Annotated in this window: 25 protein-coding genes and 1 pseudogene; 14 read left to right on the top strand and 12 right to left on the bottom strand. The window is 64.0% G+C overall.

Features of this window, described 5'->3' with window-relative positions; translation table 11 throughout:
- The first annotated feature begins 98 nt into the window (after nt 1–98).
- Both FJW07_RS27120 and FJW07_RS27115 read left to right on the top strand, forming a co-directional pair.
- Nucleotides 99–716, top strand: coding sequence for a transglutaminase-like cysteine peptidase (locus FJW07_RS27120; RefSeq protein ID WP_140645966.1), 618 nt, complete (start codon nt 99–101; stop codon nt 714–716).
- A gap of 228 nt (nt 717–944) precedes the next feature.
- Nucleotides 945–1199, top strand: a complete 255-nt coding sequence (locus FJW07_RS27115; RefSeq protein WP_140859397.1) for a hypothetical protein — start codon at nt 945–947, stop codon at nt 1197–1199.
- Nucleotides 1200–1473: 274 nt separating this feature from the next.
- Here FJW07_RS27115 and FJW07_RS27110 read toward each other — a convergent pair whose 3' ends face one another.
- From FJW07_RS27110 to FJW07_RS27095, 4 genes are read right to left on the bottom strand one after another with little or no spacing between them, the layout of a single operon-like run.
- Nucleotides 1474–1836: a helix-turn-helix transcriptional regulator gene (locus tag FJW07_RS27110; protein ID WP_140707408.1), complete on the bottom strand. Its 363-nt coding sequence runs from the start codon at nt 1834–1836 to the stop codon at nt 1474–1476.
- A 10-nt stretch (nt 1837–1846) separates the two neighbouring features.
- Nucleotides 1847–2371, bottom strand: coding sequence for a Smr/MutS family protein (locus FJW07_RS27105; RefSeq protein ID WP_140645969.1), 525 nt, complete (start codon nt 2369–2371; stop codon nt 1847–1849).
- Nucleotides 2368–3474, bottom strand: coding sequence for a murein transglycosylase A (locus FJW07_RS27100; RefSeq protein WP_140859396.1), 1107 nt, complete (start codon nt 3472–3474; stop codon nt 2368–2370). The genes FJW07_RS27105 and FJW07_RS27100 overlap by 4 nt, the downstream gene beginning before the upstream one ends.
- A 23-nt stretch (nt 3475–3497) precedes the next feature.
- Nucleotides 3498–4205, bottom strand: a complete 708-nt coding sequence (locus FJW07_RS27095; protein ID WP_140659563.1) for a Tim44/TimA family putative adaptor protein — start codon at nt 4203–4205, stop codon at nt 3498–3500.
- A gap of 201 nt (nt 4206–4406) precedes the next feature.
- Here FJW07_RS27095 and FJW07_RS27090 point away from each other — a divergent pair, with 201 nt between their 5' ends.
- Nucleotides 4407–4901, top strand: coding sequence for an FxsA family protein (locus tag FJW07_RS27090; protein ID WP_140707402.1), 495 nt, complete (start codon nt 4407–4409; stop codon nt 4899–4901).
- 288 nt (nt 4902–5189) lie between these two features.
- The gene (secB, locus tag FJW07_RS27085; RefSeq protein WP_140645973.1) at nt 5190–5693 is read left to right on the top strand and encodes a protein-export chaperone SecB; all 504 of its coding nucleotides are present in this window, start codon (nt 5190–5192) and stop codon (nt 5691–5693) included.
- Nucleotides 5694–6016: 323 nt separating this feature from the next.
- On the opposite strand, the gene dnaQ is transcribed toward secB, so the two are convergent.
- The 5 genes from dnaQ to FJW07_RS27060 form a co-directional block, all read right to left on the bottom strand.
- Nucleotides 6017–6874 carry a DNA polymerase III subunit epsilon gene (gene dnaQ / locus FJW07_RS27080; protein WP_281405345.1) on the bottom strand — a complete coding sequence of 286 codons (858 nt, stop codon included), beginning with the start codon at nt 6872–6874 and terminating at the stop codon, nt 6017–6019.
- Nucleotides 6801–7406, bottom strand: coding sequence for a dephospho-CoA kinase (gene coaE, locus FJW07_RS27075; protein WP_140859449.1), 606 nt, complete (start codon nt 7404–7406; stop codon nt 6801–6803). The genes dnaQ and coaE overlap by 74 nt, the downstream gene beginning before the upstream one ends.
- A 5-nt stretch (nt 7407–7411) precedes the next feature.
- Nucleotides 7412–8245, bottom strand: a complete 834-nt coding sequence (locus tag FJW07_RS27070; protein WP_140859394.1) for a shikimate dehydrogenase — start codon at nt 8243–8245, stop codon at nt 7412–7414.
- Nucleotides 8238–8837 (bottom strand): Maf-like protein, encoded by a 600-nt coding sequence (locus tag FJW07_RS27065; RefSeq protein WP_140859393.1) that lies wholly within the window; start codon nt 8835–8837, stop codon nt 8238–8240. The genes FJW07_RS27070 and FJW07_RS27065 overlap by 8 nt, the downstream gene beginning before the upstream one ends.
- Nucleotides 8838–9143: 306 nt before the next feature.
- A complete protein-coding gene (locus FJW07_RS27060) occupies nt 9144–9965 on the bottom strand; it encodes a pyruvate, water dikinase regulatory protein (RefSeq protein ID WP_140645978.1) in 822 nt (273 codons plus the stop codon).
- A gap of 403 nt (nt 9966–10368) precedes the next feature.
- Here FJW07_RS27060 and hemE point away from each other — a divergent pair, with 403 nt between their 5' ends.
- The 3 genes from hemE to rho all read left to right on the top strand — a co-directional run bounded on the left by hemE (nt 10369) and on the right by rho (nt 13440).
- Nucleotides 10369–11397 (top strand): uroporphyrinogen decarboxylase, encoded by a 1029-nt coding sequence (gene hemE, locus FJW07_RS27055; protein WP_140859392.1) that lies wholly within the window; start codon nt 10369–10371, stop codon nt 11395–11397.
- Nucleotides 11394–11939 (top strand): protoporphyrinogen oxidase HemJ, encoded by a 546-nt coding sequence (gene hemJ, locus FJW07_RS27050; RefSeq protein ID WP_140859391.1) that lies wholly within the window; start codon nt 11394–11396, stop codon nt 11937–11939. Before hemE ends, hemJ begins: the two co-directional genes overlap by 4 nt.
- Before the next feature lie 235 nt (nt 11940–12174).
- Nucleotides 12175–13440 carry a transcription termination factor Rho gene (gene rho, locus FJW07_RS27045; RefSeq protein ID WP_140645981.1) on the top strand — a complete coding sequence of 422 codons (1266 nt, stop codon included), beginning with the start codon at nt 12175–12177 and terminating at the stop codon, nt 13438–13440.
- 211 nt (nt 13441–13651) lie between these two features.
- Here the strand turns inward: rho and FJW07_RS27040 are convergent, their stop codons facing one another.
- The gene (locus FJW07_RS27040; RefSeq protein WP_246680879.1) at nt 13652–15688 is read right to left on the bottom strand and encodes a thioredoxin domain-containing protein; all 2037 of its coding nucleotides are present in this window, start codon (nt 15686–15688) and stop codon (nt 13652–13654) included.
- Between the two features lie 110 nt (nt 15689–15798).
- Between FJW07_RS27040 and mnmE the strand changes: the two genes are divergently transcribed.
- The 7 genes from mnmE (at nt 15799) to FJW07_RS27005 (ending at nt 23779) form a co-directional block, all read left to right on the top strand.
- Nucleotides 15799–17106 carry a tRNA uridine-5-carboxymethylaminomethyl(34) synthesis GTPase MnmE gene (gene mnmE / locus FJW07_RS27035; RefSeq protein ID WP_140859390.1) on the top strand — a complete coding sequence of 436 codons (1308 nt, stop codon included), beginning with the start codon at nt 15799–15801 and terminating at the stop codon, nt 17104–17106.
- Nucleotides 17107–17268: 162 nt separating this feature from the next.
- Nucleotides 17269–19143 (top strand): tRNA uridine-5-carboxymethylaminomethyl(34) synthesis enzyme MnmG, encoded by a 1875-nt coding sequence (gene mnmG / locus FJW07_RS27030; RefSeq protein ID WP_140659572.1) that lies wholly within the window; start codon nt 17269–17271, stop codon nt 19141–19143.
- On the top strand, nt 19140–19775 hold the full coding sequence (rsmG, locus tag FJW07_RS27025; protein WP_140659573.1) for a 16S rRNA (guanine(527)-N(7))-methyltransferase RsmG: 636 nt from the start codon (nt 19140–19142) through the stop codon (nt 19773–19775). Before mnmG ends, rsmG begins: the two co-directional genes overlap by 4 nt.
- A gap of 17 nt (nt 19776–19792) precedes the next feature.
- Nucleotides 19793–20590, top strand: a complete 798-nt coding sequence (locus tag FJW07_RS27020; protein ID WP_140859389.1) for a ParA family protein — start codon at nt 19793–19795, stop codon at nt 20588–20590.
- 66 nt (nt 20591–20656) lie between these two features.
- A complete protein-coding gene (locus FJW07_RS27015) occupies nt 20657–21550 on the top strand; it encodes a ParB/RepB/Spo0J family partition protein (protein ID WP_140859388.1) in 894 nt (297 codons plus the stop codon).
- Between the two features lie 782 nt (nt 21551–22332).
- Nucleotides 22333–22959, top strand: coding sequence for a DUF1326 domain-containing protein (locus FJW07_RS27010; protein ID WP_140859387.1), 627 nt, complete (start codon nt 22333–22335; stop codon nt 22957–22959).
- A 31-nt stretch (nt 22960–22990) separates the two neighbouring features.
- The gene (locus FJW07_RS27005; RefSeq protein WP_140859386.1) at nt 22991–23779 is read left to right on the top strand and encodes a DUF2182 domain-containing protein; all 789 of its coding nucleotides are present in this window, start codon (nt 22991–22993) and stop codon (nt 23777–23779) included.
- Nucleotides 23780–23895: 116 nt separating this feature from the next.
- Here the strand turns inward: FJW07_RS27005 and FJW07_RS27000 are convergent.
- Both FJW07_RS27000 and holA read right to left on the bottom strand, forming a co-directional pair.
- Nucleotides 23896–24180: pseudogene (locus tag FJW07_RS27000) on the bottom strand (GIY-YIG nuclease family protein); the annotation flags it as partial.
- A 240-nt stretch (nt 24181–24420) separates the two neighbouring features.
- Complete coding sequence (gene holA / locus FJW07_RS26995) at nt 24421–25464, bottom strand: DNA polymerase III subunit delta (RefSeq protein WP_140859385.1); 1044 nt, start codon at nt 25462–25464, stop codon at nt 24421–24423.
- Between the last annotated feature and the right edge of the window lie 179 nt (nt 25465–25643).

The raw sequence follows: 25643 nt of genomic DNA, 5'->3' as shown, positions 1-25643 counted from the left end.
CAGGTAACCATGCCGTCAAACTGGCCGCCGTCTCCAATTGACACGGACTGTAAATCGCCTTTAACGTTTCGTTAATAAAGAACAGGGCGGCGGGGACAATGACTTCCTCAGCGATGACGCGGATTCTGCGTTTGTGTGCGGTCGCAGGGCTGACGATCTCTGCGCATTGGGCCGTGCCTGCCTGGGCGGCGGGCGCGATGGCCACGGGCGGGCTGACCTCGCAGCCGATCGGCCACTATGATTTCTGCAAATCGCATCCGAACGAGTGCAACATCCGCCCGGCCAATCTCGATCCGGCCAGGATGACCGACGGTCTGTGGCGCCGGCTGACCAGCGTGAGCGCCAAGGTCAACGCCGCCGTCAAGCCGTTGAGCGATCTCGATCACTACGGCAAGGACGAAGTCTGGGCCTATCCGGACGACGGCTATGGCGACTGCGAGGACTATGTGCTGGAAAAGCGTCGCCAGCTCTACCGCATGGGCATGTCGCTCGCCGATCTTTTGATCACCGTCGTACGCAAGCAGGACGGGGAAGGCCATTCGGTGCTGACGGTGCGCACCGACAAGGGCGACTACGTGCTCGACAACCTGACCGACAAGGTCAAAGCCTGGGACGCGACCGGCTACCGCTTCCTCAAGCGCCAGGCGATCGACAACACCGGACGCTGGGTCTCGATCCGCGACGGCCAGGCGGTGCTGGTCGGCTCGGTGCAGTAGGCGCCAACTTCGGTTTCGTCATATTGTAGGGCGAAGCCAGAGCGCAGCGATGCGCCGCAGTTCCGGCCGCCAAACTACCCTATCCTCCTCAAACCATTCTATGGTCTGCGCCGCGTCGCTTCGCTCCCGCTCCGGCCGTGGATGACGAAGTCTCACAGCTCCATGAACCATTTCCTCCCGGACGGTGACACACGGCCGTGGACGGAAACCAAACCATGGAGAATTCAAATGACTGCTTTTCTGCGGAACACCCTGCTTGCCGCCGTCGCGGTATCGGCCCTGACCGGATCGGCTCTGGCGGACGAGACCACCAAAAGTTGCGCCAAGACCAACTTCAATGATTTGTGGAGCGGTCGCTGCTGCAGCGTCGGTTCCGCGAACTGCCCGGGCGGCGGCAATGGCCGCGACCATCAGGGCCATCAAGGCAACGGCGGCCGGGGCAGCACCAATGGCGGCAGCGCCAACGGCGCAGGTAAGCTCTGATTTAGAGGTGAGGGCTTTCCACAGCGTCGCACATGGAAGCCTTGGCTTCGCGCCTTCGTCATTCTATGGCGGAGCAAGGAGCGAAGCGACGCAGCGCAGACCATAGAATCCGTCGCGGCGGTGCAGAAAAACCTCTGTTCTGCACCGCCTTTACCCTTCGCGCGAGGTCACGGAATGGATCTCGGGTCTCCGCGTCCGCTTCGCTCCCGCTCCGCCCGTGGATGACGAAGTTCGGGCGGCTTCGGCTAGCGGCATCCCGTTTTATGCGGGCAAACTATCCCCTCAGCGCAGCTCGGACCAATGCCGTGATCTTCCTCAGTTCCGCTTCATCGAGCCTCTCGATGCTCTCGGCCAAAAGGTTGGCCAACTCGGTGGCCGCCGGCGACAGGCCGGACGTGTCGATCCTGACCCTTGGGTGCGAGCTTTCGGCGAGGCGGGCAAGTTCCTCGGCGTCGTCCCAGATGATGTTGAAATAGCCGATGATCTTCTGGATCAGCGTCCAGGTCGGCGCGCCGCGGCGGCCGTGCTCGAGCGCCGACAGATAGGCGGCGCTGACGCCGATGGCTTCGGCCATCGCCTTCTGGCTGACGCCGCGTTCGGCGCGCAGCGCCCTGAGCTTCTCGCCGAACGGGGTCATGTTGGCCCGCTCATGCGCGTATTCGCCGCAGCCGCACATAGAGCGCGCCCGAGCCGCCATGGTTGCGGGCGGCGTGATCGTGGCTGGACACAAGATGCCGGAAGGCCGGCGTCGACAGCCAGGCCGGAACGGCGCGGCGCAGGATGCCGTCGCCGCCGGAGGACGAGCCCTTGCCGGTGATGATCAGCACGTAACGGATGCCGCCGGCATGCGCCCGGTTGAGGAAGGTGAGCAGCAGCGAATAGGCCTCGTCCTGCGTCATGCCGTGCAGGTCGACGCGGCCTTCGATCGGCAGCCGGCCTTTTTTCAGCTTGTGCAGCGTCTGGTCGTCGAGCGCGTGCGAGACATGCTGCGGCTTGGGTTTTGCGGCAGCGGCCGGAACGCCGTTGACCGGAGCGGCGGCCGGCGCCGGTTTCGGCTCGACGATGTCGGGGATCTCGACGGCGGTCTTGCCTTTCAGCGGCCGGGCCGAACGCGCCACCAGGTTCCACAGGATGCGGTCGTCGTCGCTGAGATGATCGTCGCGGCGGCTCACCGGCGCGCTCCATCGAACAGGCCGCGGGGCACCAGCGCATAGAAGTCGGCCGCGTTGCGCACCACGCCGGCGATTTCGCCGGCGGCATCGCCCGAGCCGGCGAAGAGATCGCCGCGGGCCGGGCCGGTGATGGCCGAGCCGGTGTCCTGCGCGATCATCAGCCGCCGGAACGGTTTTTGGTCGAAGGCGGTGAGCGTCGGCGCGTCGATATAGAAGGGCGTGCCGAATGTGTGCAGCAGGCGGTCGACCGCGACCGAACGCCCAGGCGTCAGCGGCACCTTGGCGGCGGCGATGGGCCCAAGCGCGGCATCGTCGACTTCGGCTTCGCGGAAGAAGATGTAGGAGCGGTTCCGCCACAGGATCTCGTCGACGCGGTCGGGATGCGCCTTGAACCAGGCTCGGATCGACTGCATCGTCACTTTTTCCAGCGGGATCTCGCCGAGATCGCTCAAGGTTTTGCCGGGGCCGGAAAAGCGCTGGCCGGACTTGGCGGCGTAAGTGACGCGGGCGAGCCTGCCGTCGGTCATCTTCAACCGCGCCGCCCCTTGCACATGGATGAAGAAGGCATCGACCTTTTCGGCGAGCCAGGCGATCTCGAGGTTCTGGCCGGAGAGCGCGCCGCGCTCGATTTCGCCGCGGTCGAAATATTCGACCGGAGCAGCATCCGTCCGCCGGGCGAAGGCAAGATAGGCATCCATGCCGGCCGGCCGGTTGCCGTCGTCGATGTCGATCAGGTCGGCGGGGCGGGACAGCAGCGGCACGGTGAACCGCTCGGTCCTGACCGGCGAGGCCTCGACCTCGGGTTCGTAAAAACCGGTGACAAGGCCGGCGCCGCCATTGTCGGGTACGACCAGAGCGGGAACGAAATGCCGTTCGAAGAACGACCGCGCCTCGGACCTGCTCGGCGCCGAAACGGCGCGCGCCTCGGCATAGGCCTCGGCAAAAGCATTGAAATCGACGCCGAGCGATCCGGTGCGGTAAGGTTTTATCGGGGCGTGGAAGGCCGAGCGGCGGAACGCGGCCAATGCCGCAGCGTGGTCGTCTTCGCCCCAGCCCGGAAGGTCGGTAAAGGATTTTTCGCTGAATGCGGGAGAGAGCGGCACGACTGGGGCCCCGCCGCTTGATCTCAATCTTCTTCTTCGGTGGCGACGAGCTTCCAGTTCGGGTCGCGCGAGCGGGTGTCGCGGGCGAAGGTCCAGACATCCTTGACCTCGGCCACCGTTTCCGGGTCGCCGTCGATGACGGCGCCGGCCTTGTCGCGGGTCGCCGAGATCAGCTCGGAGACGATGCGCAGCGTGATATGCGCTTCCGAACCCTTCATCTCGGCGGCGACGATGTCGGCCTTGTCGATGCCGACGAAGGAGGACTGGATCTTCTCGGATTTGGCCTCGCGCTCGCCGATCGCGGCGACGAAACCGTCATAGACTTCGCGTGACAACAGGTTCTTCAGCGTCTTACGGTCGCCATCGGCATAGGCCATGACGATCATCTCGTAGGCCATCTTGGCGCCGTCGACGAAGCCCTTCGGCTCGAAGGACGCATCATTGTCCTTGATGGAGCGCAGGCCCTTGTTGAGATCGGTGTCGGGTTTGGCGAAGGCGTCGATATCGGCATAGGTCTCGGGCGCGGTTTCGCCCGGCGCGCGCTTGCGCGGCAGCGACACCACATTTTCAGGCTTCTGCGCCGCATCGGCCTCGCGCGTGCGGCTCGCCGAATAGGGATCGAAGGGCGGACGCTCGTTTCCGGTGCGACGTCCAAGCACGTTGCGCAGCTGGAAAAAGATCACAACCGCCGCAATCAGGAAGAAAATCGTGCCGAAGTCGAAGAAACCCATATTTTCCGCCAACCGATCCCTGTCCGTGCCGGACCGGCGTAACCCCTGGGGGACCGCGGTCGCATAGCGTTCAACACTCAAAGCATATAGAACGGCAGGCGCAATCATTCAAATCAAAGGCAGCCATACCTATCTAAGGGCGCCAAGGCTAGCGGCGATTGTCCGCCAGCGCCGCAAAAGAAGAAAGCGATCGGTCGAGACTTGCGCATTTCGTTCATCCCGCTGTTCCTGCTCCTGCTGCCGCTGCTGGAGATCGCCGGCTTCGTCGTTGTCGGCCGTGAGATCGGCGCTTTGGCGACGGTCGGGCTGGTCATCCTGTCCACCGTCGCGGGCAGCCTGCTGCTCCGGCATCAGGGTTTTGGCGTCATGGCGCGGGTGCGGACGGAGATGGATGCCGGGCGCGACCCCAGCCGCCAGCTCGCGCATGGCGCTATGATCGTGCTGGCGGCGATCCTGCTGATCATACCGGGCTTCATCACCGACATCTTCGCCATTCTTCTGTTGCTGCCGCCGGTGCGCGACTTCGCCTGGCGCGCGCTCAAGAACCGCATCGTCATGGCGACCAGCTTCAGCAGCGGCTTTTCGGCCCGCCGGCGCGACAATGTCATCGACCTCGACGACACAGACTATTCGCGCGACGACTATCCGAACCGGCCGGACCACAATTCGCCCTGGCGGCGGCTGAAGAACGACTAGTCCTCGACAGGGACTTTGACCGGCTGGGTCTGGCAGATGGCATGCCTTGGAGATTGGCCGAAACGCCCATCGCGATCGTCATTCCAGGGCGAAGCAGGAGTGAAGCGACCCGCGCAGACCCTGGAATGACGAGGTTGAGGAGCTTCAGCCAATCCCCAGCGTTTGCGCTGTCCTGTTCCTCCTGCCGATAAGGGCGGCAAAACTTGTTTTGTCCGGCCGACCATGGTAGCGAACCCGCGATTTCAATCCGGTCAGCAATGCTGCCCAGGCAAAAGGACTTAAAGGCTAATGGCCAGCAACGATGACGCGGCGACCGGCGCCGCCAACGGCAACGGCACCCAGAACCAGCCCTCGCTCAATGTGCTTGCGCAATATGTGAAGGACCTGTCCTTCGAGAGCCCTGGCGCGCCGAATTCGCTGCGCGGCCGCGACAAGGCTCCGGGTATCGCCATCAATGTCAACGTCAACGCCAATCCGCTCTCGGACAAGCAGTTCGACGTCAATTTGACGCTGAACGCCAAGGCCTCCTTCGACCAGGAAGTGCTGTTCAATGTCGAGCTGGTCTATGGCGGCGTCTTCGCCATAAACGGTTTCCCGCAGGAGCATATGCTGCCGCTGCTGTTCATCGAATGCCCGCGGCTTTTGTTCCCGTTCGCCCGCCAGATCATCGCCGACGCCACCCGCAATGGCGGCTTCCCGCCGCTGATGCTCGACCCGATCGATTTCGCGCAGATGTTCCAGCAGCGCATCGCCGAGGACCAGGCGGCGGCGAGCAAGATCCAGGTGAGCTGAGGCGAATCGGCGCCACACCGTATCGAGAGCCCGGCTTCGCGCCGGGCTTTTTTGTTTGATCAGGGCCCAGCGAGCAGTTGCCAACCTTCGCGATTGGCCGTGGCCGCCTTCCCGTTCGTCATTCCAGGGCGGAGCAAGGAGCGGAGCGACGCGCGCAGACCCTGGAATCCATGCCGTGACGTCAAGGCGTTACGGCGGTTACAGAATTCTGCACCGTCGCACCCTACGGCCGAGGTCACGGCATGGATACTCGGGTCAAGCCCGAGTATGACGACGTCACGGGGGTTTCGGCCAATCTCCAACGTCGGCGCCAGCGCGCCCGCTCAGCCCGCTGTCGCCACTTTCAGCCACAGCGCCTTTTCACCCAGCGTCGAAACCAGCCCGGCATGCGCCGCGCGATCCGTTTCGCTCAACCGCGACGGCAGGGCGATTGGCCGGGCGCCGATCGAGATGTCGATGTCGGCCACCTCGCCGGCGCCGTTCATCCGCACCGCCACGGCCTCAAGCACCAGCGCCGCCTGCTTGCCGCCGATCAGCTCGATATAGACCTCGGCCAGCAGTTCGGAGTCGAGCAGCGCGCCGTGCTTGGTGCGGCGGGTGTTGTCGATGCCGTAACGACGGCAAAGCGCATCGAGCGAGTTCGGCCCCATCGGATGCTTGCGGCGCGCCAGCGCCAGCGTGTCGACGATGCGGCCGGGATCGATGGCCGCCTGGTCGAGCCGGCTGAACTCGATATTGAGGAAGCCGATATCGAAGGTGGCGTTGTGCGCGATCAGCTTGGCGCCGTCGGTGAAGTCCAGCCATTCCTGCGCGATTTCGGCGAAGGTCGGCTTGCCGACAAGGTCGGCGGCGCTGATGCCATGCACGGCCTGCGCCTCGGCGTGGATGGCGCGCCCTTGCGGATTGATGAATTTGTGGAAGGTGCGGCCGGTCGGGAAACGGTTGACCAGCTCGACGCCGCCGAGCTCGATGATGCGGTCGTCGCGCAAATCGAGGCCGGTGGTTTCCGTATCGAAGATGATCTCACGCATTCGAATCAGTTGTCCTTGGCACGGGCAGCATCGTGCTTCGGCGAAAAATGGCAATGGCGGCTGCTGACAGCAAGAGTCAGGAGGGTGGTGTCTCCTTCTTATCCCCTGCCAGTTCGGCGACGATCGCCTCGACCGCCTTTCGAGCGGCATCGAAGCCATTTCCGGTGTCGATGATGAAATCGGCCTGGCGGCGCTTTTCGGCGTCGGGCACCTGCTTGGCGAGGATCGACGAAAACTTCTCCTCGCTCATGCCCGGCCTGGCGAGCACGCGTTCACGCTGGATTTCGGGCGAGGCGGTGACGACCACGACCTTGTCGACGCGGCCGCGGCCGCCGGTCTCGAACAAAAGCGGGATGTCGAGGACGGCGAGCGGCGCGCCGGCGGCGCGGTGTTTGGCCAGGAACGCGTCGGCATCGGCGCGCACCAGCGGATGGACGATTGCCTCGAGCTTCTTCAGCGCGGAGGGATCGGCGAGCACTTTTCCGGCGAGCTTGACGCGATCGACCACGCCTGCCTGCGCCGTGCCCGGGAAGGCCGCCTCGACCAGGGGGGCGGCCTTGCCGGAATAGAGGCGATGCACGGTCTCGTCGGAATCATGCACCGGCACGCCGGCCTCGGCGAACATTTTCGCCGTCGCCGACTTTCCCATGCCGATCGATCCGGTGAGGCCGAGCACGATCATGGGTTTCAATGGCCCTCGATGTCGGCGACGATCATGCTTCGCAGCTCGGACGTAACGTCGGGTTTCCGGCCGAACCAGCGTTCGAAACCGGGCACCGCCTGATGCAGAAGCATGCCGAGACCATCGACGGTCTTCAGGCCACGCGCCCTGGCGGCGGCGAGCAAAGGCGTCTCCAGCGGCACATAGACAATGTCGGTGACGATGGCATGGTCCGGCAACGCGCCCGGATCGGCGGCCAAGGTTTCATTGCCATGCATGCCGAGCGATGTGGTGTTGATGAGCAGGCCGGCATCGGCAAGCAGCTCGCCGAGCGCATCGGCGCCATGCGCCGAGATGCCGGCGCCAAAATGGCGCCCGAGTTCCTCGGCTCTCGCGAGCGTCCGGTTGACGATGCGGATATCCTTCACGGCGCGCTCCTTCAGCGCATGGATGACCGCGCGCGAAGCCCCGCCGGCGCCGAGCACCACGGCCGGGCCATTGGCCGCCCAGCCGGGCGCATACTGGTCGAGGTTGGCGGCAAAGCCGTAGCCGTCGGTGTTGCCGCCACACAGAATGCCATCCTCGAACCATAGTGTGTTGACCGCGCCGATCGCGTCGGCCGCGTGATCGCGGCGGGCGACGCCGGCGAAGGCCGCCTCCTTGTGCGGGATGGTGACATTGCCGCCGCGAAAACCATTGTCGGCAAGCGCCTTCAGGAAGGACGCGAAATCCGCCGGCGCGACATCGATCGCCTGGTAGCTTCCGTCGATGCCGTATTGCTCGAGCCAATAGCCGTGGATTTTCGGCGAGCGCGAATGCGCGATCGGATGTCCCGTGACGAAGGCCTTTTTCTCAACCATCGATGGCCCCCAGTTCGCGCAGCTCCTTCAGCACCGGCAAAAGCGGCAGGCCGACGATGGTGAAATAATCGCCCTCGATCTTCTCGAACAGCTGGATGCCCTCGCCCTCGATCTGGTAGGCGCCGACGCTGGACAGCGCCTTGGCGCCGACACGCGCCAGATGCCGGCCGATAAAGGCGGGATCGAGCTTGCGCATGGTGAGGCTGGCGACGCCGACATGGCGCCACAGCACCTCGCCGTCGCGGCAAAGCACGGCGGCGCTGTTCAATTGATGCGTCTTGCCGGACAAAGCGAGCAGATGTCTCCGCGCGCTTTCCATGTCGGCGGGCTTGTGAAAGATCTCGTCGCCCAGCGACAGCGTCTGGTCGCAGCCGAGCACCAGGGCGCCCGGCTTGCGCTCGCTGACCTCGGTCGCCTTGGCCTCGGCCAGGATCGACGCGACATCCTCGGGTGAAGCGCCGCTGTCCTTCAGCGGAGCCTCGAGCGCGCGCTCGTCGACATTTGCCGGCACCGCCTCGATGTCGAGGCCGGCACTGACGAGCATCGCCTTACGGTAGGGGCTGCCCGAAGCGAGGATGATTTTCTCGACCATGATGTTTCGCCCAACTAGCTCCCTGACGCTGTTGACCCATCGTTTGTCTGGGGGTCCAGCACAAACTTTGGAGAATGGCCAAAGCCTTACGAACTTCGTCATCCTAGGGCGAAGCGGGAGCGAAGCTCCGTCGCGAAGACCCTAGGATCCATGCCATAACCTCAGCCGAGGGGCGCAGCGGAGCAGAATTCTACACCGTCGCAACACTTCGACGTCACGGCATGAATCCTAGGGTCTACGCCGCGTCGCTTCGCTCCTTGCTCCGCCCTAGGATGACGAAGCGGCCGGCGTCTCGGCAAATCCCAGTTAGCGCGTCTTTCCCCGCAGGGCAACGATGGCGGCCGCGGTTTCCTCGATGGAGCGGCGGCTGACATCGATCATCGGCCAGCCATGCCGCGTGCAGAGCTGGCGGGCGTAGGCGAGCTCCTCGTTGATGGCGGCGCGGTCGACATAGTCGGTCGACACGAAGGCGGCGCTGTTGCCGAGGATGCGGTTTTGCCTCACATGCGAGATGCGTTCGGCCGTGGCGATCAGGCCGACGACCAAGGGCGTCCTGGCGGCGATCAGGCTTTCGGGAAGCGGCACGCCGAGCACGATCGGGATGTTGGCGGTCTTGATCCCGCGATTGGCGAGATAGATGCTGGTCGGGGTCTTCGAGGTCCGCGATATGCCGATCAGCACGATATCGGCATCGTCCATATTGGCCGGCAGCTGGCCGTCATCATGCTCCAGGGTGAAGTTCAAGGCATCGATGCGGCGGAAATATTCGGCGTCGAGCACGTGCTGGGCGCCGACGCGGCGGCCGGCCGGCGTGCCGAGATAGGACTGGAAGACCGTCAGCACCGGCTCCAGCACCGATACGCAAGGCAGGCCCATCGCCGCGCAGCGCTCGTCGATCGAGCGCGCCAGCTTCTGGTCGACCACCGTATAGAGAATGATGCCGGGCTCCTCCTCGATATCCTCGAAGACCTTGGCGATCTGCTTTTCCGTGCGGATCAGCGGATAGATGTGCTCGATGGCGCGCGCGTCCTTGTATTGCGCCGACGCCGCGCGGCCGGCTGCCAGCAGCGTCTCGCCGGTGGCGTCGGAGATCAGATGCAGGTGGAAGAAGCTCTGAGGTTTGTTCACAGGGGATGGGTCCAGGCTGTGGGCAATTGTGGACAAGGCTGGATGGGCGGGCCTCGGGTCGGGAAGCGACTGTATCAGATGGCCGCTTGTCCACAATTCGACCCGCTGTAGGCTTTGTCGCGGCGCTGGGGACAAAACTGGGGATCAATTTTTCTTGGCCGATTTCGTCCACAGCGGGAAGTCCAGACCCGAAAGGCCAAGCTTTTGACTCGAAAGCCTGAATCCGCTTCGTCCCCAGATCCCTCCAAATTGCGAAAGCGAGTACGCGACAATATGCTGACTGGCCTTTTCGAGCCGCAGGCTGGACTGGTCGCAATCATCACAACCAACAGACTCTTAGAATCAGAAGACTCTTTTAAAATAGATATTTGATTTAAGAGACACCCGGAGGGGACAGCGCCAAATGGCTGCGAAACGGATCATGCTGGACGTCCTCAAGGGCGAGACGGTTGCACCGCCGCCGCTCTGGATGATGCGTCAGGCGGGCCGCTATCTTCCCGAATACCGGGAGACCAGGAAGCGGGCGGGATCCTTCCTCGATCTCTGCTACGACCCGGACCTTGCCGTCGAGGTGACGCTGCAGCCGATCGAACGCTTCGGCTTCGACGCCTCGATCCTGTTCTCCGACATTCTCGTCGTGCCCAACGCCTTGGGGCGGGATGTCCGCTTCGAAGAGGGCCGCGGCCCGATCCTGAAGCCGATCTCGGCATCGGAGATTCCCGCGCTGAACGGCGGTATGTTTCACGTGAATCTCGAACCGGTCTACGAGACGGTGCGCCGGTTGCGCGCAAAACTGCCCGACGAGACGACGCTGCTCGGCTTCTGCGGAGCGCCCTGGACGGTGGCGACCTATATGATTGCCGGGCACGGCACGCCCGACCAGGGCCCTGCCCGGCTTTTCGCCTATCGCGAGCCCGAGGCCTTCGCACGGCTTCTGAAGATTCTGGCCGACCACTCGGCCGCCTATCTCATTCGCCAGATCGAAGCCGGCGCCGATGCGGTGCAGATTTTCGATTCGTGGTCGGGCGTGCTGGACGAACCATCCTTCGAGGCCTTCTGCGTCGAGCCGGTGGCCGAGATCGTCCGGCAGGTGAAGGCGGCTCACCCGAACGTGCCGGTGATCGGTTTTCCGAAGGGCGCCGGCGAGCGCTATCGCGACTACAGGAGGAAGACCGGCATCACCGGTCTCGGCCTCGACTGGACCGTGCCGCTGTCGATGGCGAAGGACTTGCAGCGCGACGGAGCGGTGCAAGGCAATCTCGATCCGCTGCGCCTGGTCGCCGGCGGCAAGGCGCTGGCCGACGGCGTCGATGCGATTCTAAGAACGTTGGGTGGTGGACCGCTGATCTTCAATCTCGGCCACGGCATCACGCCGGAGACGCCGGTGGCGCATGTCGAGGCGATGGTGAAAATGGTGAGGAGCCGCCGATGAGCAATGAGGACAGCGCGAGCAGTGGGAACAGCACTGGCCAGGCGATGAAGCGCATGGCGATCGGCTTTGCCGTGCTCGTCGTGCTGAGCGCGCTGCTCTATTTCGTGGCGGGCGACGGCTTCTACCCCTGGGCAAAGGCGATCCATGTGATTGCCGTCATCGCCTGGATGGCCGGCATGCTCTATCTGCCGCGGCTCTTCGTCTATCACGTCGATGCCGAGAAAGGCTCGGTGCAGTCCGAGACCTTCAAGGTGATGGAACGCCGGCTGCTGCGGGGAATCATCAACCCGGCGATGATCGTGACCTGGGTGTTCGGGCTTTGGCTGGCCTGGAAGGGCTTTGGCTTCCAGGGCGGTTGGCTGCACGCCAAGATCGCGCTGGTGCTCGCCTTGTCGGGGCTACATGGCTATCTCGCCGCGGCGGTCAGGAGATTCGCCGAGGACAAGAACGAAAAATCGGCGCGGCACTGGCGGATCGTCAACGAGATCCCCACATTGCTGATGATCGTCATCGTCATCCTGGTCATCGTGAAGCCGTTTTAGATCAGGAGCATGATCTTTCCGAAAACCGGTTTTCCACTTTTCGGCATCATGCTCCAGGCTTCCTTCAATCCAGCAGAAGCCCAGCAAAAGGCGGCTTGCTCTTTCAGGCGACCGACGATAAAAGACGGGTCTTCCTTCCCGTCATGCGCCGCCCCTTTCACTCGCTTTCGGCCGCGCCCGGCATTTGTCGTATTCAGCCGATTTTTCTCCCCAAAGCCTACCCAGAGTCTATCTGATGCAAGAAATGAAACTCGCAGAGTTCAAGAACAAGAAGCCGCCAGAGCTGATCGCCTATGCCGAATCGCTCGAGGTGGAGAACGCCAGCGTCATGCGCAAGCAGGAGCTGATGTTCGCGATCCTGAAGAAGCTCGCCGCCCAGGACATCGAGATCATCGGCGACGGCGTGGTCGAGGTGCTGCAGGACGGTTTCGGCTTCCTGCGCTCCGCCAACGCAAACTACCTGCCGGGTCCCGACGACATCTACATCTCGCCGTCGCAGATCAGGCGCTTTTCGCTCAAGACCGGCGATACGGTCGAGGGACCGATCCGCAGCCCGAAAGAGGGCGAGCGCTATTTCGCGCTGCTCAAGGTCAACACCATCAATTTCGACGATCCCGAAAAGATCCGTCACAAGATCCACTTCGACAATCTGACGCCGCTCTATCCGACCAAGCGGCTGAAGATGGAGATCGACAATTCGACCTCCAAGGACATCTCGCCGCGCGTGATCGACCTGGTCGCGCCGATCGGCAAGGGCCAGCGCGCGCTGATCAACGCGCAGCCGCGCACCGGCAAGACGGTGCTGATGCAGAACATCGCCCATTCGATCACCGCCAACCATCCGGAATGCTATCTGATCGTGCTTTTGATCGACGAGCGTCCGGAGGAAGTGACTGACATGCAGCGCTCGGTGAAGGGCGAGGTCATCTCCTCGACCTTCGACGAGCCGGCGGCGCGCCACGTGCAGGTCGCCGAAATGGTGATCGAGAAGGCCAAGCGCCTGGTCGAGCATGGCCGCGACGTGGTCATTCTGCTGGATTCGATCACGCGTCTCGGCCGCGCCTACAACACCGTCGTGCCGTCATCCGGCAAGGTGCTGACCGGCGGTGTCGACGCCAACGCGCTGCAGCGCCCCAAGCGCTTCTTCGGCGCCGCCCGTAACATCGAGGAAGGCGGCTCGCTGACCATCATCGCCACCGCGCTGATCGATACGGGCAGCCGCATGGACGAAGTCATCTTCGAAGAGTTCAAGGGCACCGGCAACTGCGAAATCCAGCTCGACCGCAAGGTGGCCGACAAGCGCATCTATCCGGCGATGGACATCCTCAAGTCGGGCACCCGCAAGGAGGACCTGCTGGTGCCGCGCGCGGACCTGCAGAAGATCTTCGTGCTGCGCCGCATCCTCGCGCCGATGGGCACGACCGACGCGATCGAGTTCCTCATCGACAAGCTCAAGCAGACCAAGACCAACGCCGACTTCTTCGATTCGATGAATACGTAGTCGGGATACCGAGCCGGTCTAGGCTTCGTCATTCTAGGGCGGAGCAAGGAGCGAAGCGACGCGCGCAGACCCTAGAATCCATGCCGTTCCTTTTGAGCTTTGCAGCGGTGCAGAATTCTGCGCCGCTGCGTTCTTCGGCGAGCGTCACGGCATGGATCCTCGGGTCAAGCCCGAGGATGACGAAGAAACCGGTCTCGGCCTCGCGAGTCTCTCAGCTTCGCCGCAGCAACTTCTCCAACTCACCCGCATCCGTGACCACCGGCAGACACACCTGTCCGCTGCAGAACCAGGCGCCTGCCTTGTCCGTCGGCGGCAGCACGCCGCCCGGCAATAGCGGTTGATTCGCTTCCGTACCGATCGGCACGACGATGTCCACCCGGCGCGGATCGGGATTCCGATTCGCAACCGGAACGAGGCTTGCGGTATCTGGCCTATCTATGATCACGAGCTTCAATGGCTCGAGCGCCAGCGCGCAGGCGTTGACGATGCCGGCTTGGCCATAGGCCTGCTGGGACGCGCGGCCCATGGCGTGCTCGGCGATCATCCAGGCCTTTTCCCAGAGATCGAGGTCGCCGGTGAGCGACGACAGCCGCACCAGCGCCTCGACGATCTGGCTGGTGGCGGAAGGTATCGCCTCGTCGACATCGCCGCGGATGCGGATCGGAACGTCGCCGCTGTCCGACGCCGTCAGCCAGTAGCCGGTCTTGTCGTCGTCCAGGTGCCAGCGGTCGAGCTCGCCGATGAACTGCCTGGCGCGATCGGAATAGGTCAGATCGCCGGTCGCCTCGAACAGCGCGATCGCCGCGTTGGTCATGGCGGCATAGTCGCTGGATAGCGCCGGGAACAGTCTCTTTGCGCCGAGCATGGAATGCGGCAGGCGGCCATCCTGGCTGGCCCCGACGATATGGGCGAAAGCCTTGGCTGCGGCATCGATCCACTCACGGCGCCCAAGTGAGCGGCCCGCCTCGGCGAGGGCCGCGATCATCAGCCCGTTCCAGTCGGTGAGCGCCTTGCCGTCTCGGCCAGGCCTGATCCGCTGTTCGCGGACAGCCAGCAGCTTCGCTTTCAGAGGAGTAAGTTGAGCGTAGTCGGCGATGCCCTGACTTTGCTGTGTTTCGGTCTGGCGAATGATCGGCTTGCCTTCCCAGCCATGCGGGGCGGCCAGCTCGAAATACCGCAAGAAGGTCGACGCATCGTCGCCGAGCGCGGCTTCGACCTCCTCGCGGTTCCATGTGTAAAAAAGCCCCTCCTCGCCGTCGCTGTCGGCATCGAGGCTGGCGGCGAAGGCACCGCCTTCGACCAGCATCTCGCGCAGCAGCCAGCTGACGGTTTCTTCGATTCGTACGCGGAACAAGTCGTTCCCGGTGGCGGCATGGGCCCAGTTGCACAGGTGAATGAGCTGGGCGTTGTCGTAAAGCATCTTCTCGAAATGCGGCACCAACCATTCGGCGTCGGTCGAATAACGGCTGAGGCCGCCGCCGACATGATCGTAGATGCCGCCGGCGAGCATTTTTTCGAGGCTCAGCTGCACGGCATCGCGATGTTCCGCCTGGCCGTCCCGCAGCCAGGACAGCCAAAGCGCGTGCATGAACGGCGCGTTGGGGAACTTTGGCGCGCCCTTCAAGCCGCCGAGTTCGCGGTCGATCATGCCGTCGATGCGGCCGGCGAGGTCGGCCAGCGCATCGCGGTCGAGCACGGCCTTGCCCGTCGCGCCGGCAAGCCGCTGCTCGACATGGGCGGTCAGCCCGTCCGCGCTTTCGGCGAGGCTCTGCCGTTTTTCGCGCCAGGCCTTGTCGACCGCTTCCAGCACCTGGATGAAGCCTGGCCTTCCGTAACGCGCCTCGCGCGGGAAATAGGTGCCGCCCCAGAAAGGCTTGCCATCGGGCGTCAGGAACATGGTCAGCGGCCAGCCGCCCTGCTCGCCCATGGCATGGAGGGCGGCCATATAGATCTGGTCGATGTCCGGCCGTTCCTCGCGATCGACCTTGATATTCACGTAGAGCCGGTTCATGACGGCCGCCACGGCGTCGTTCTCGAAGCTTTCATGCGCCATGACATGGCACCAGTGGCAGGCGGCGTAGCCGATGGAGAGCAGGATCGGCCGCCCGAGTTCCTTGGCTTCGGCAAGGGCAGCGGGCGACCAGCCGCGCCAATGCACGGGATTGTCGCTGTGCTGCTTCAGATAGGGGCTGGCCTCTTCGGCAAGCAGGTTTCGCGCGGGCAGGGTCACGATGGGCGGGCTCGGCATTTGGGTTTGATGCGGCAAAGCATGATGCCGAAAACCATGAGGCGGTCTTCGGCCGACATGCTCTACCTTTAATCTAGGCGGTTCGGCAGGTCCGGCAAATGGTTTCCCCAATGGCTTCGAAGGATTCGATCGTAGCGCTGTCCAGCGGCCGCCTGCCCGCCGGGCTTGCCGTCATCCGTATTTCCGGCCCGAAGACTCGATTCGTGGTCGAAACGATTGCGGGCGCCGTTAAGGACCGGTTTACCACGTTGCGCAAGCTCAAGGCCGCGGACGGCTCGGTCATCGATCACGGGCTCGTCCTGTTCTTTCCAGCTCCCGGCAGCTTCACCGGAGAGGATGTTGCCGAATTCCAGGTCCATGGCAGCCGCGCCGTCGCGGCCAAGATGCTGGAGACGATCACGGGCTTCGAAGGCGTGAGGCATGCCGAGCCTGGCGAATTCACCCGGCGCGCTCTTCTCAACGGCAAGTTCGACCTTGTCGAGACCGAGGCGCTCGCCGATCTGGTCAACGCCGAGACGGAAGCGCAGCGCCGCTTCGCCTTGCGCAACGCGGAAGGCACGCAGAGCGAGCTCTATTCGAGCTGGCGCCGCCGGCTGATCCATGCGCGCGCCATGATCGAGGCGGAAATAGACTTCGCCGACGAAGAAGACGTGCCGGGTTCCGTTTCGGATGCGGTCTGGTCCGACGTGTCGGCAATGATCGGTGAGATCGATCGGCATGTTGAAGGCTTCAAGGCAGCCGAGATCATCCGCGACGGGTTCGAGGTTGTGATCCTCGGTGCGCCGAATGCCGGCAAGTCCAGCCTGTTCAACGCGCTGGCCAGGCGCGACGCAGCGATCGTCACCGACGAACCGGGCACGACTCGCGATTTGCTCGAGGTCGCCATGGACCTCAACGGGCTGAAGGTGCGGATTGTCGACACGGCCGGCCTGCGGGACGCCGCGGGCAAGGTCGAATCAATCGGCATCGAGCGTGCCAGGGCCAGGGCCGGGGAGACAGACCTGATCCTGCTGTTGGAGGACATGGCTGACCCTGTTTCCGTCGGCGACGTTGCGAGCGGGGCTCCACTGCTGCGTGTCGGGACGAAGTCCGATATCGCCGGTGCCGGCGCTGGCGCATATGATCTGGCGATCTCTTCCAGGGACGGCACAGGGCTCGGCGCTCTTCTCGACGAGATCGGAGCCCGTGCCGCCAAGGCAGCCGGGGACGCGAGTGAAGTCCTCCCGTCGAGGCTGCGGCATGTCGAGCTGCTCAAGGAGACGACGGGCTTCTTGCGAGCGGCGTTGGCCGGACACAGCCAGGAATTGCGGGCCGAGGAGTTGCGGCTGGCGGCCGATCGGCTCGGCCGGATCATCGGCGCGGTCGATGTCGAGGATCTGCTCGACGTCATCTTTTCGCAGTTCTGCATCGGTAAATGATTCACGTGAAACATGACGCGGGACCCGTGCGGCGATGACTCACGTGAAACATTCCGGCTTCGGATATGTGTTTCACGTGAAACGAGTCGGGCCTTCGTCCTTGACAGCGCGTGATGACGGGGACATGTGTCGGGCAATCTCTGAAAGCGGATTCTTGGAAAAATGACCGATCACTATGATGTGGTGGTGGTGGGCGGCGGCCATGCCGGCTGCGAGGCGGCGAGCGCTGCCGCGCGCGCCGGCGCCAGGACCGCGCTGGTGACGCTGCGCTTCGATACGATCGGCGTCATGTCCTGCAATCCGGCGATCGGCGGCCTCGGCAAGGGCCATCTCGTGCGCGAGATCGACGCCATGGACGGGCTGATGGGCCGCATCGCGGATGCCGCCGGCATCCAGTTCCGCCTGCTCAACCGCCGCAAGGGGCCGGCCGTGCGCGGTCCGCGCACCCAGGCCGACCGCAAGCTCTATCGGCTTGCCATGCAGGCCGCGATCGGCGAACAGACCAATCTCGACGTGGTCGAGGGCGAGGTTCTCGATCTCGCAATCGAAGACGGGCACGTGGCGGCCGTGCTGGTTTCGGGCGATCGGCGCTTGGCCTGCGGCGCGGTCGTGCTGACCACCGGCACGTTCCTGCGCGGGCTGATCCATATCGGCGAGCGGAAGATCGTCGCCGGCCGCATGAACGAACAGGCAAGCCATGGGCTTTCGTCCACCATGGCGCGTGCGGGCTTCAAGCTCGGGCGCCTGAAGACCGGCACGCCCCCTCGCCTCGACGGCCGCACCATCGATTGGGCGTCGCTGCAAAGCCAGGCGGCGGACGAAGATCCGGTGCCGTTCTCGCTGATGACGGACGCAATCGTCAATCCGCAGATCCATTGCGGCATCACGCGGACCATGCCGGCGACGCATGACCTGATCCGGGCCAATCTCGGCCGCTCGGCGATGTACTCCGGCTCGATCGAAGGCGTCGGGCCGCGCTACTGTCCCTCGATCGAGGACAAAATCGTCAAGTTCGGCGACCGCGAGGGCCATCAGATCTTCCTCGAGCCGGAAGGCCTCGACGACGACACCGTCTATCCGAACGGGATCTCGACCTCGCTGCCGGAGGATGTGCAGCTCGACATCCTGAAGACCATTCCCGGGTTGGAAAAGGCGACGATGCTGCAGCCGGGCTATGCCATCGAATACGACCATGTCGATCCGCGCGAACTGAAGACGACGCTGGAGACGAAGCGCGTGGCCGGCCTGTTCCTGGCCGGGCAGATCAACGGCACGACGGGTTACGAAGAGGCCGGCGCGCAAGGTCTGCTCGCCGGCATCAACGCGGCGCGCAAGGCTTCGGCAAGCGAGCCGGTCGTGCTCAGCCGCACCGAGGCCTATATCGGCGTGATGGTCGATGACCTGACCAGCCGCGGCATCGCCGAGCCTTACCGGATGTTCACCTCGCGGGCGGAGTTCCGGCTGTCGCTGCGCGCCGACAATGCCGATGAGCGGCTGACGCCGCTGGCCGACAAGCTCGAGATCGTGGCCTCGCCGCGGATGCAGCGGTTCGGCGAGATCGCGCTGAAGCTCGATCGGGCCCGCGCGCTGGCAAAGTCGGTGACACTGACGCCGAACGAAGCGGCGCGGCATGGGCTGGAGATCAACAAGGACGGCGTACGCCGCTCGGCCTATGAGCTTTTGGCGCATCCGGGCGTCGACTTGGCGTGGCTGGGTGGCGTCGAGCCGCGCTTTGCCGCGCTTGACGCCAAGACGGCGGAGCGACTCGAAACGGAAGCGAAATACTCGGTTTACCTTGATCGGCAGCAGGCCGATGTCGCCCAGATCAGGCATGAGGAATCGCGGCTCATCCCCGAGGCGATCGATTTCTCTGATGTTCCCGGACTTTCAAACGAGTTGAAGCAGAAGATGAAGACGCGCCAGCCGCGTTCGATCGCCGATGCTCAGCGGATGGAAGGCATGACGCCCGCTGCGCTAGCCATCATCGTGGCTCATGTCCGCAACGCCGAGCTCGCCGCGCGAAGGGACGTGGCGTGAGCGCCTGGGACGATCTGCAAAAGGCGGCGGGTCCGGTTTCACGTGAAACATTCGAGCGGCTTCGGGCCTTCGAGGAGCTGTTCCTGAAATGGAACCGCAGCATCAATCTGGCGGCGCCATCGACACTGGACGATGTCTGGCGCCGCCACATCCTGGATAGCGCCCAACTCGCGCGAATCGCACCCACTGCCACGCGCTGGGTCGACCTTGGTTCGGGCGGCGGGTTTCCGGGATTGGTGCTCGGCTTTCTGCTGGCCGAGCATGCCGGCGCATCGATCGACCTGGTCGAGAGCAACCGCAAGAAGGCTTCGTTTCTGCAATCAGTCATCGGTCAGTTCAATTTGCCGGCACGGGTCCTGGCCAAGCGCATCGATGACAGCTATGCGCTTGTTTCCGCACCGGAAATCGTAACCGCCAGAGCGCTGGCCGCCCTTCCGGATCTGCTGGACCTGGCTGCGCCATGGCTGACCAAAGGGTCACGCGCGCTTTTCCATAAAGGCCGGGATTACCGTGCCGAGGTGGAAGAAAGCACTCACCGCTGGGGCTTCGATCTGGTAGAACATTCGAGCATGACCGACCCACACGGCGTCATCCTTGAAATCACCGAATTGCGCCCGGCGAAACAGCAATGAATTACTGGCATAGGCCCATGAGCACAGCACCGCGTATCATCACTGTTGCCAACCAGAAAGGCGGCGTCGGCAAGACGACGACGGCCATCAATCTGGCCACGGCGCTGGCCGCGATCGGCGAGCGCGTGCTGATCGTCGATCTTGACCCGCAGGGCAATGCCAGCACCGGCCTCGGCATCGACCGCAAGGACCGCACCGTCTCGTCCTATGACGTGCTAACCGGCGAACTCGATCTGGAAGCGGCTGCGGTGCCGACGGCGGTGCCGGGTCTGTCCATCGTGCCCTCGACGCTCGACCTGCTCGGCATCGAGATGGAGATCGCCTCGGCGCCCGACCGCGTGCTCAGGCTGCGCAATGCGCTGCGCGCCGCCGCCGAGCGGTCGGCGCCGTTCGGCTATGTGCTGATCGACTGCCCGCCCTCGCTCAATCTTTTGACTTTGAATTCAATGGCTGCGGCCGATTCCGTTCTCGTGCCGCTGCAATGCGAGTTCTTCGCGCTCGAGGGTCTCAGCCAGTTGCTGGAGACGGTCGAGCAGGTGCGCAAAAGCATCAACCCGGATCTCACCATCCAGGGCATCGTGCTCACCATGTATGACGGGCGCAACAACCTCGCCAACCAGGTGGTGCAGGATGTGCGCACCCATATGGGCGACAAGGTCTATGAGACGATCATTCCGCGCAATGTTCGCGTTTCCGAAGCGCCGTCCTATGGCAAGCCAGCGATCCTCTATGACCTGAAGTGCTCGGGCAGCCAAGCCTATCTGCAGCTCGCCTCCGAGGTGATCCGCCGCGAGCGCAAGCTGCGCGCCGCCTGAGCCGTAGGCGCGACAGCAGCTTTGGTTAATTAGCCAATTCGATTCCGAAACGATCTGGACAAACCAATGAGCGAAGACCAATCAAGAAAAAGACTGGGCCGTGGCCTCGCGGCGCTGATCGGCGAAATCGACCGTCCGGCGGCGCCGGAAAAGCCAAGCGCGGCGGTCGCGGCGGACGGCAAGGTGCCGATCGAATTCGTCAGCCCGAACCCGAAGAATCCGCGCCGGCATTTCGGCGATGCCGAGCTCACCGACCTCGCGCAATCGATCCGCGAACATGGTGTGGTGCAGCCGGTGGTGGCGCGTCCCTCGCCTTCGCAGCCCGGCCGCTACGAGATCATCGCTGGCGAGCGGCGCTGGCGGGCGGCGCAGCGCGCCGGCCTGACCGAGATCCCGCTGATCGTGCGCGACGTCAACGACCGCACCGCGCTGGAGCTGGCGATCATCGAGAACGTGCAGCGCGCCGACCTCAATCCGGTCGAGGAGGCGCAAGGCTATCAGCAACTGATCGACGAGCACGGCTACACCCAAGCCGATCTCGGCCAGGTGATCGGCAAGAGCCGCAGCCATGTCGCCAACACGCTGCGGCTTCTGAAGCTGCCCCCCGTCATCCATAGCATGCTGGTCGACGGCGATCTCTCGGCCGGTCATGCCCGCACGCTGGTAACCGCGGCGGACCCGGCCGGGCTCGCCAAGCGCATCGTCAAGGAAGGGCTTTCGGTGCGCCAGGCGGAAGCGCTGGCGCAGATGCCCGCCGGCCCGACACCGGCCAAGACCAAGCCCGCGGCAAGCGCGTCGGACAAGGACCCCGACACGCTGGCGCTCGAGAAGCTGATGACCGATACGATCGGCATGATCGTGAGCATCGAGCACAAGGGCAAGGGCGGCACGCTCAGGGTCAACTATCGCTCGCTGGACCAGCTCGACGAGTTGTGCCGGCGGCTGAAGGACGAGCGGTAGGCGGCTGCGGCGTAACGGTATTTGCCGGAACCTGAGGTTTTGGCTTAAGGCTGGATATGCCTGATATATCGGTGATAGACAGAAGGGGGGCTTGGGCGATATGCCGGGCCCGTTGCGCGCCACTCATTGGCGAAGGCGGTGGGAGTTGCCCGGCAGGATAGGAGGCGCTGTCCGGCTAGCGTACCAGCGCTTCTCTAGCCGCAACCGACGTCGTCATCCTCGGGCTTGACCCGAGGATCCCATTCCGTGACCGACCCCGAAGGGCTCAGCGGTACAAAATTCTGTAAACGTTGCAATGCCTTAGCGTCACGGAATGGATTCCAGGGTCTGCGCGCGTCGCTCCGCTCCTTGCTCCGCCCTGGAATGACGACGGAGATGGTCGGCGTTCCTTCGCGCCCCTCTGTCCTCCTGGACCTCCCCCACAAAGGCCCACGGGGAGATCAGCCGGCGCGTCGGTTTTCGCCAATCACAAGCGTTTTGCAGCACAATCGCGAAGCACAGCCTGCCGCGCCAGTGCTTCGGACAAGTTCTGCCGTTTGCGCGTCGGCAGCACCGCTGTCTGCAGCCGCACGCGGCCGAGCGACCCGACGTTCCAGCGCCGGCGCCCTCCGCTTGACAGTCCGGGGCAACGGCGTACCTTCTATTAGCTCGAACTTAAGTTATGCCCCGGCGTGCCGATCAGTCGCGATGAGGGCTCTCTGCCGTTCCGATCGTGTTCGTGAAACGGCACCGCCTCGCCAAAGCGATATGCCCGACGCGCCTGACGCAAATGGGAGGTGCAAATGGCGGTCAGTTGGCAATTGTCTGGAAGTTACTTCGAGAACTGCAGCTGCGATGTCGTATGTCCCTGTCTGCTGTCCACCCAGGCGCAGCTGACGTCGAAGCCGACGAAAGGCGTTTGCGACGTTGCCCTGGTCTTTCATATCGACAAGGGCAGTTTCGGCGACGTTCGATTGGACGGGCTCAATGTCGCGATGGTTGCTCACACGCCAGGTCCGATGGCGGACGGCAATTGGACGGCGGCGGCCTATATCGACGAACGGGCGGATGACCGGCAAACAGAGGCGCTAGGCGCCATCTTCACCGGCGCCGCGGGTGGGCCGATGGCTGCCTTCGCGCCGATGATCAGCACCAATCTCGGAGCGAAGAAGGCGCCGATCAAATACCAGGTCGACGGCAAGAAGCGGTCGGTGGAGGTTGCCGGCGTGATGCAACTGGCGGTCGAACCGTTGCCGACAATGCGCGAGGGCGGCGAGATGTGGGCGGCCACCGGCCATCCCGTCAATCCAGACTGGCTCGGCCTGGCGATGGGCGCGGAAGGCAATACGTTCAGAGACCATGGCATGAGTTGGGATAATTCGCGCCGAAACGCGCACTACGCTCCGATCAATTGGTCCGGCCAGCAATAGTCCTTGACCGCATGGCCGGACGGGCTCGCCCATGACGCTGACACTGCAGCGAAACATCGTTCTCGCGCTGCTGATTGCGAGCGCCGCGGCGTCGTGGACTGTGCTCATCCGACAGCAGATCGGCATGGACGCGGACATGCGCATGGAAATCTACTCGCCCACCATGGGCATGACGGCGCCGCTCTTTCTTGCCGTCTGGATCGTCATGATGATTGCCATGATGTTTCCGACGGCCGCCCCGATGATCCTGACGTTTCACCAGGTTCAAGCGGCCAAGCGGGGGCGCGGCGAGACCTTCGTCTCCACCTGGGTGTTCCTGGCCGGCTACATGCTGGTTTGGAGCGCGATTGGCGTTCTCGCCTTTGCCGGTGCGGCCGGCGCGGAGATGCTTGGCGGGCAGATGGGAATGTCCGCCGCGACGGCCGCGCGCATCGGCGGCGTGCTGCTGATCGTTGCGGGTGCCTATCAGCTCTCCCCATTGAAGGATATTTGCCTGGCCAAATGCCGCACGCCCATCGGTTTTATCCTGACCTCATGGCGCGACGGTCGTTGGGGCGCGGCACGCATGGGCATCGAGCATGGGGCGTTTTGTCTTGGCTGCTGCTGGCTCCTGTTTCTCGCCCTCTTTCCGCTCGGGATCATGAATGTCGCCGCAATGGCCGTGGTCACCTTGCTGATCTTTGCGGAAAAGACCCTCCCGTCGGGCGAGCGGATAGCCAAGGTGTCGGGAATCGCGCTGCTCCTTTACGGCGCGGCGGTGCTGGTCTTTCCACAGGCGCTGCCGACCTTCCAGCCGATGGACGCGATGATGATGAATTGAGAATTGAGCAACGACAGGGCAGGACGTATCCTTCGTCATTCTAGGGCGAAGCAAGGAGCGAAGCGACGCGCGCAGACCCTAGAATCCATGCCGTGACGGTTGAGCGCCGCCACGGTCCAGCCAATTCCGCGAAACAGCTCGAACCATTCAGGATTGGTCTTCTCGATCAATTCGACCTTCCATTGGCGCGGCCAGCGCTTCAATGATGTCTCACGCTGGATGGCGTCGGTGATGTCGAAATACTCCTCGTGTCAGACCAGACGCTGCACACCGTAACGGCTGGTGAAGCTGGAGCCTTGGCCGGTCTTGTGCTCGGGCATCCGACGAGCAAGGTCGTTGGTGACGCCGATATAGATCGTGCCGCCTTTCTGGTTCGCGGTCATGTAGACGTAGCCTGTCATGTGGCGATCTTACCTGGCGCTGTCGGCAACGGCTATTCTGGACGGCAGCAGTCTACGGCCAATGTCACGGCATGGATTCTAGGGTCTGCGCGCGTCGCTTCGCTCCTTGCTCCGCCCTAGAATGACGAAGAATACGCTGGTGGGACAGCACTCATTTGGCCTGCCCGTCCTTCGCGGGCCGGCCATCTCCGCTACAAGGAGGGAGTTAGCTGTCGCCCGGCCGTCGCCAATCGCCGGCATTTACCTTTGCCCCAGCCTCGCACTCTCGATCGCGATCCCGAGCAGCGCCTGGCGCGCCAGCGCTTCCGACAGATCCGCCCGCTTGCGTGTCTGCAGCACCGCCGTCTGCAGCCGGCCGAGCGCGCGACCGAGCGCCTCGACAGTCCAGCGCTCCAGCGTCTTTTCCACCAGCTTGCGGCGCGAGAAGAAGACGGGCGGACGGGCGCCGGCGACGACCGAGGCGGCGTTGCGGCCGCCGGTCTCCATCTGGCCGCGCATAGCCTGGATCGCCTGCAATTGCCGCATCGCCGAGGACAGGACCAGGAAGGGATGGCCGCCCGACTGGCAATGGCGGTTGAAGGCGATGTCGAAGTCGCCGACCTTGCCGCCCAGCATGGCATCGACCGCGGCGTCGAAAGACGCGCCGGAGACATCGCCGGACAGGGCGTTGACGTCGCCGACGTCGATCTCCTTTTGGCCGTGCGCATAAAGCACCAGTTTCTCGATCTCGCCGCGCGAGGCGAGGCGATCGCCGCCGAGATTACGGCGCAGCGCCTGGCGGGCGTCGAGCGTCATCGACATGCCGGCCTTGCGCAGTTCGTCGTCGATCACCGTATCGAGGTCGCGGGCCTCGTCGGCATAGCAGGGCAGTGCGATGGCGTTGCCGGCGGCCTCGACGATGGCCCTGAGACCGGTGCCTTTCTTCAGGTCGCCGGCTTCGATGAGGATGATGGCGTCGCGCGCGGGCTCGGCGGTCAGCGCCTTGATGTCGTCGGCAAGCGCCTTCTGGCCACTGGCATTGCGCACCCAAAGCAGCCGCCGGTCGGAAAACATCGGCACGGTGCGGGCTTCGTCGAGCAGCCGCCCCTCGTCGCGGTCGACCTCCGCGCCGTCCAGCCTGACCACGGAGAATGGATCGTCGAGCGGCAGGCCGGTTTTCGCGGCGAAGGTCTTCGCCCGCTCGGCGACGAGGCCGCGGTCGGGGCCGTAAAGCAGGACGATTCCCATGGCCGGATCCGGCCTCGCCAGCCACGAATCGACCTCGTATCCTTTCTTCTGTGCCATGCGGGTGGGTTAGCACGGGGCGGGGGCCGAGTGAACGGAGAAGCGGCGGGCAGAGAGCGTGATCTCCCCCCTTGTGGGGGAGATGGCCGGCAGGCCAGAGGGGGGCGCGGTCCCGCCGGCGTCTTGATGTTTGATCCTTGGCCTTGACCGAATGTCGACTTTCGGAAGCCGGGTTTGCG

The sequence above is a fragment of the Mesorhizobium sp. B3-1-9 genome (genome assembly GCF_006439595.1).
In the GTDB taxonomy this organism is placed as follows: domain Bacteria; phylum Pseudomonadota; class Alphaproteobacteria; order Rhizobiales; family Rhizobiaceae; genus Mesorhizobium.
Note: the sequence above shows the minus strand (reverse complement) of the source record. Positions and strands in the feature narration are given on the sequence as shown.

What these genes read in the sequence shown, in the direction of transcription:
- FJW07_RS27120 (WP_140645966.1), top strand. Translation starts at nt 99, where the DNA reads ATGACTTCCTCAGCGATGACGCGGATTCTGCGTTTGTGTGCGGTCGCA.
- FJW07_RS27115 (WP_140859397.1), top strand. Translation starts at nt 945, where the DNA reads ATGACTGCTTTTCTGCGGAACACCCTGCTTGCCGCCGTCGCGGTATCG.
- FJW07_RS27110 (WP_140707408.1), bottom strand. Translation starts at nt 1,836, where the DNA reads ATGACCCCGTTCGGCGAGAAGCTCAGGGCGCTGCGCGCCGAACGCGGC.
- FJW07_RS27095 (WP_140659563.1), bottom strand. Translation starts at nt 4,205, where the DNA reads ATGGGTTTCTTCGACTTCGGCACGATTTTCTTCCTGATTGCGGCGGTT.
- secB (WP_140645973.1), top strand. Translation starts at nt 5,190, where the DNA reads ATGGCCAGCAACGATGACGCGGCGACCGGCGCCGCCAACGGCAACGGC.
- dnaQ (WP_281405345.1), bottom strand. Translation starts at nt 6,874, where the DNA reads ATGCCGCTCGAAAGGCGGTCGAGGCGATCGTCGCCGAACTGGCAGGGG.
- coaE (WP_140859449.1), bottom strand. Translation starts at nt 7,406, where the DNA reads ATGATCGTGCTCGGCCTCACCGGATCGATCGGCATGGGAAAGTCGGCG.
- FJW07_RS27070 (WP_140859394.1), bottom strand. Translation starts at nt 8,245, where the DNA reads ATGGTTGAGAAAAAGGCCTTCGTCACGGGACATCCGATCGCGCATTCG.
- FJW07_RS27065 (WP_140859393.1), bottom strand. Translation starts at nt 8,837, where the DNA reads ATGGTCGAGAAAATCATCCTCGCTTCGGGCAGCCCCTACCGTAAGGCG.
- hemE (WP_140859392.1), top strand. Translation starts at nt 10,369, where the DNA reads ATGGCTGCGAAACGGATCATGCTGGACGTCCTCAAGGGCGAGACGGTT.
- hemJ (WP_140859391.1), top strand. Translation starts at nt 11,394, where the DNA reads ATGAGCAATGAGGACAGCGCGAGCAGTGGGAACAGCACTGGCCAGGCG.
- rho (WP_140645981.1), top strand. Translation starts at nt 12,175, where the DNA reads ATGCAAGAAATGAAACTCGCAGAGTTCAAGAACAAGAAGCCGCCAGAG.
- FJW07_RS27040 (WP_246680879.1), bottom strand. Translation starts at nt 15,688, where the DNA reads ATGCCGAGCCCGCCCATCGTGACCCTGCCCGCGCGAAACCTGCTTGCC.
- mnmE (WP_140859390.1), top strand. Translation starts at nt 15,799, where the DNA reads ATGGCTTCGAAGGATTCGATCGTAGCGCTGTCCAGCGGCCGCCTGCCC.
- mnmG (WP_140659572.1), top strand. Translation starts at nt 17,269, where the DNA reads ATGACCGATCACTATGATGTGGTGGTGGTGGGCGGCGGCCATGCCGGC.
- FJW07_RS27020 (WP_140859389.1), top strand. Translation starts at nt 19,793, where the DNA reads ATGAGCACAGCACCGCGTATCATCACTGTTGCCAACCAGAAAGGCGGC.
- FJW07_RS27015 (WP_140859388.1), top strand. Translation starts at nt 20,657, where the DNA reads ATGAGCGAAGACCAATCAAGAAAAAGACTGGGCCGTGGCCTCGCGGCG.
- FJW07_RS27010 (WP_140859387.1), top strand. Translation starts at nt 22,333, where the DNA reads ATGGCGGTCAGTTGGCAATTGTCTGGAAGTTACTTCGAGAACTGCAGC.
- FJW07_RS27005 (WP_140859386.1), top strand. Translation starts at nt 22,991, where the DNA reads ATGACGCTGACACTGCAGCGAAACATCGTTCTCGCGCTGCTGATTGCG.
- holA (WP_140859385.1), bottom strand. Translation starts at nt 25,464, where the DNA reads ATGGCACAGAAGAAAGGATACGAGGTCGATTCGTGGCTGGCGAGGCCG.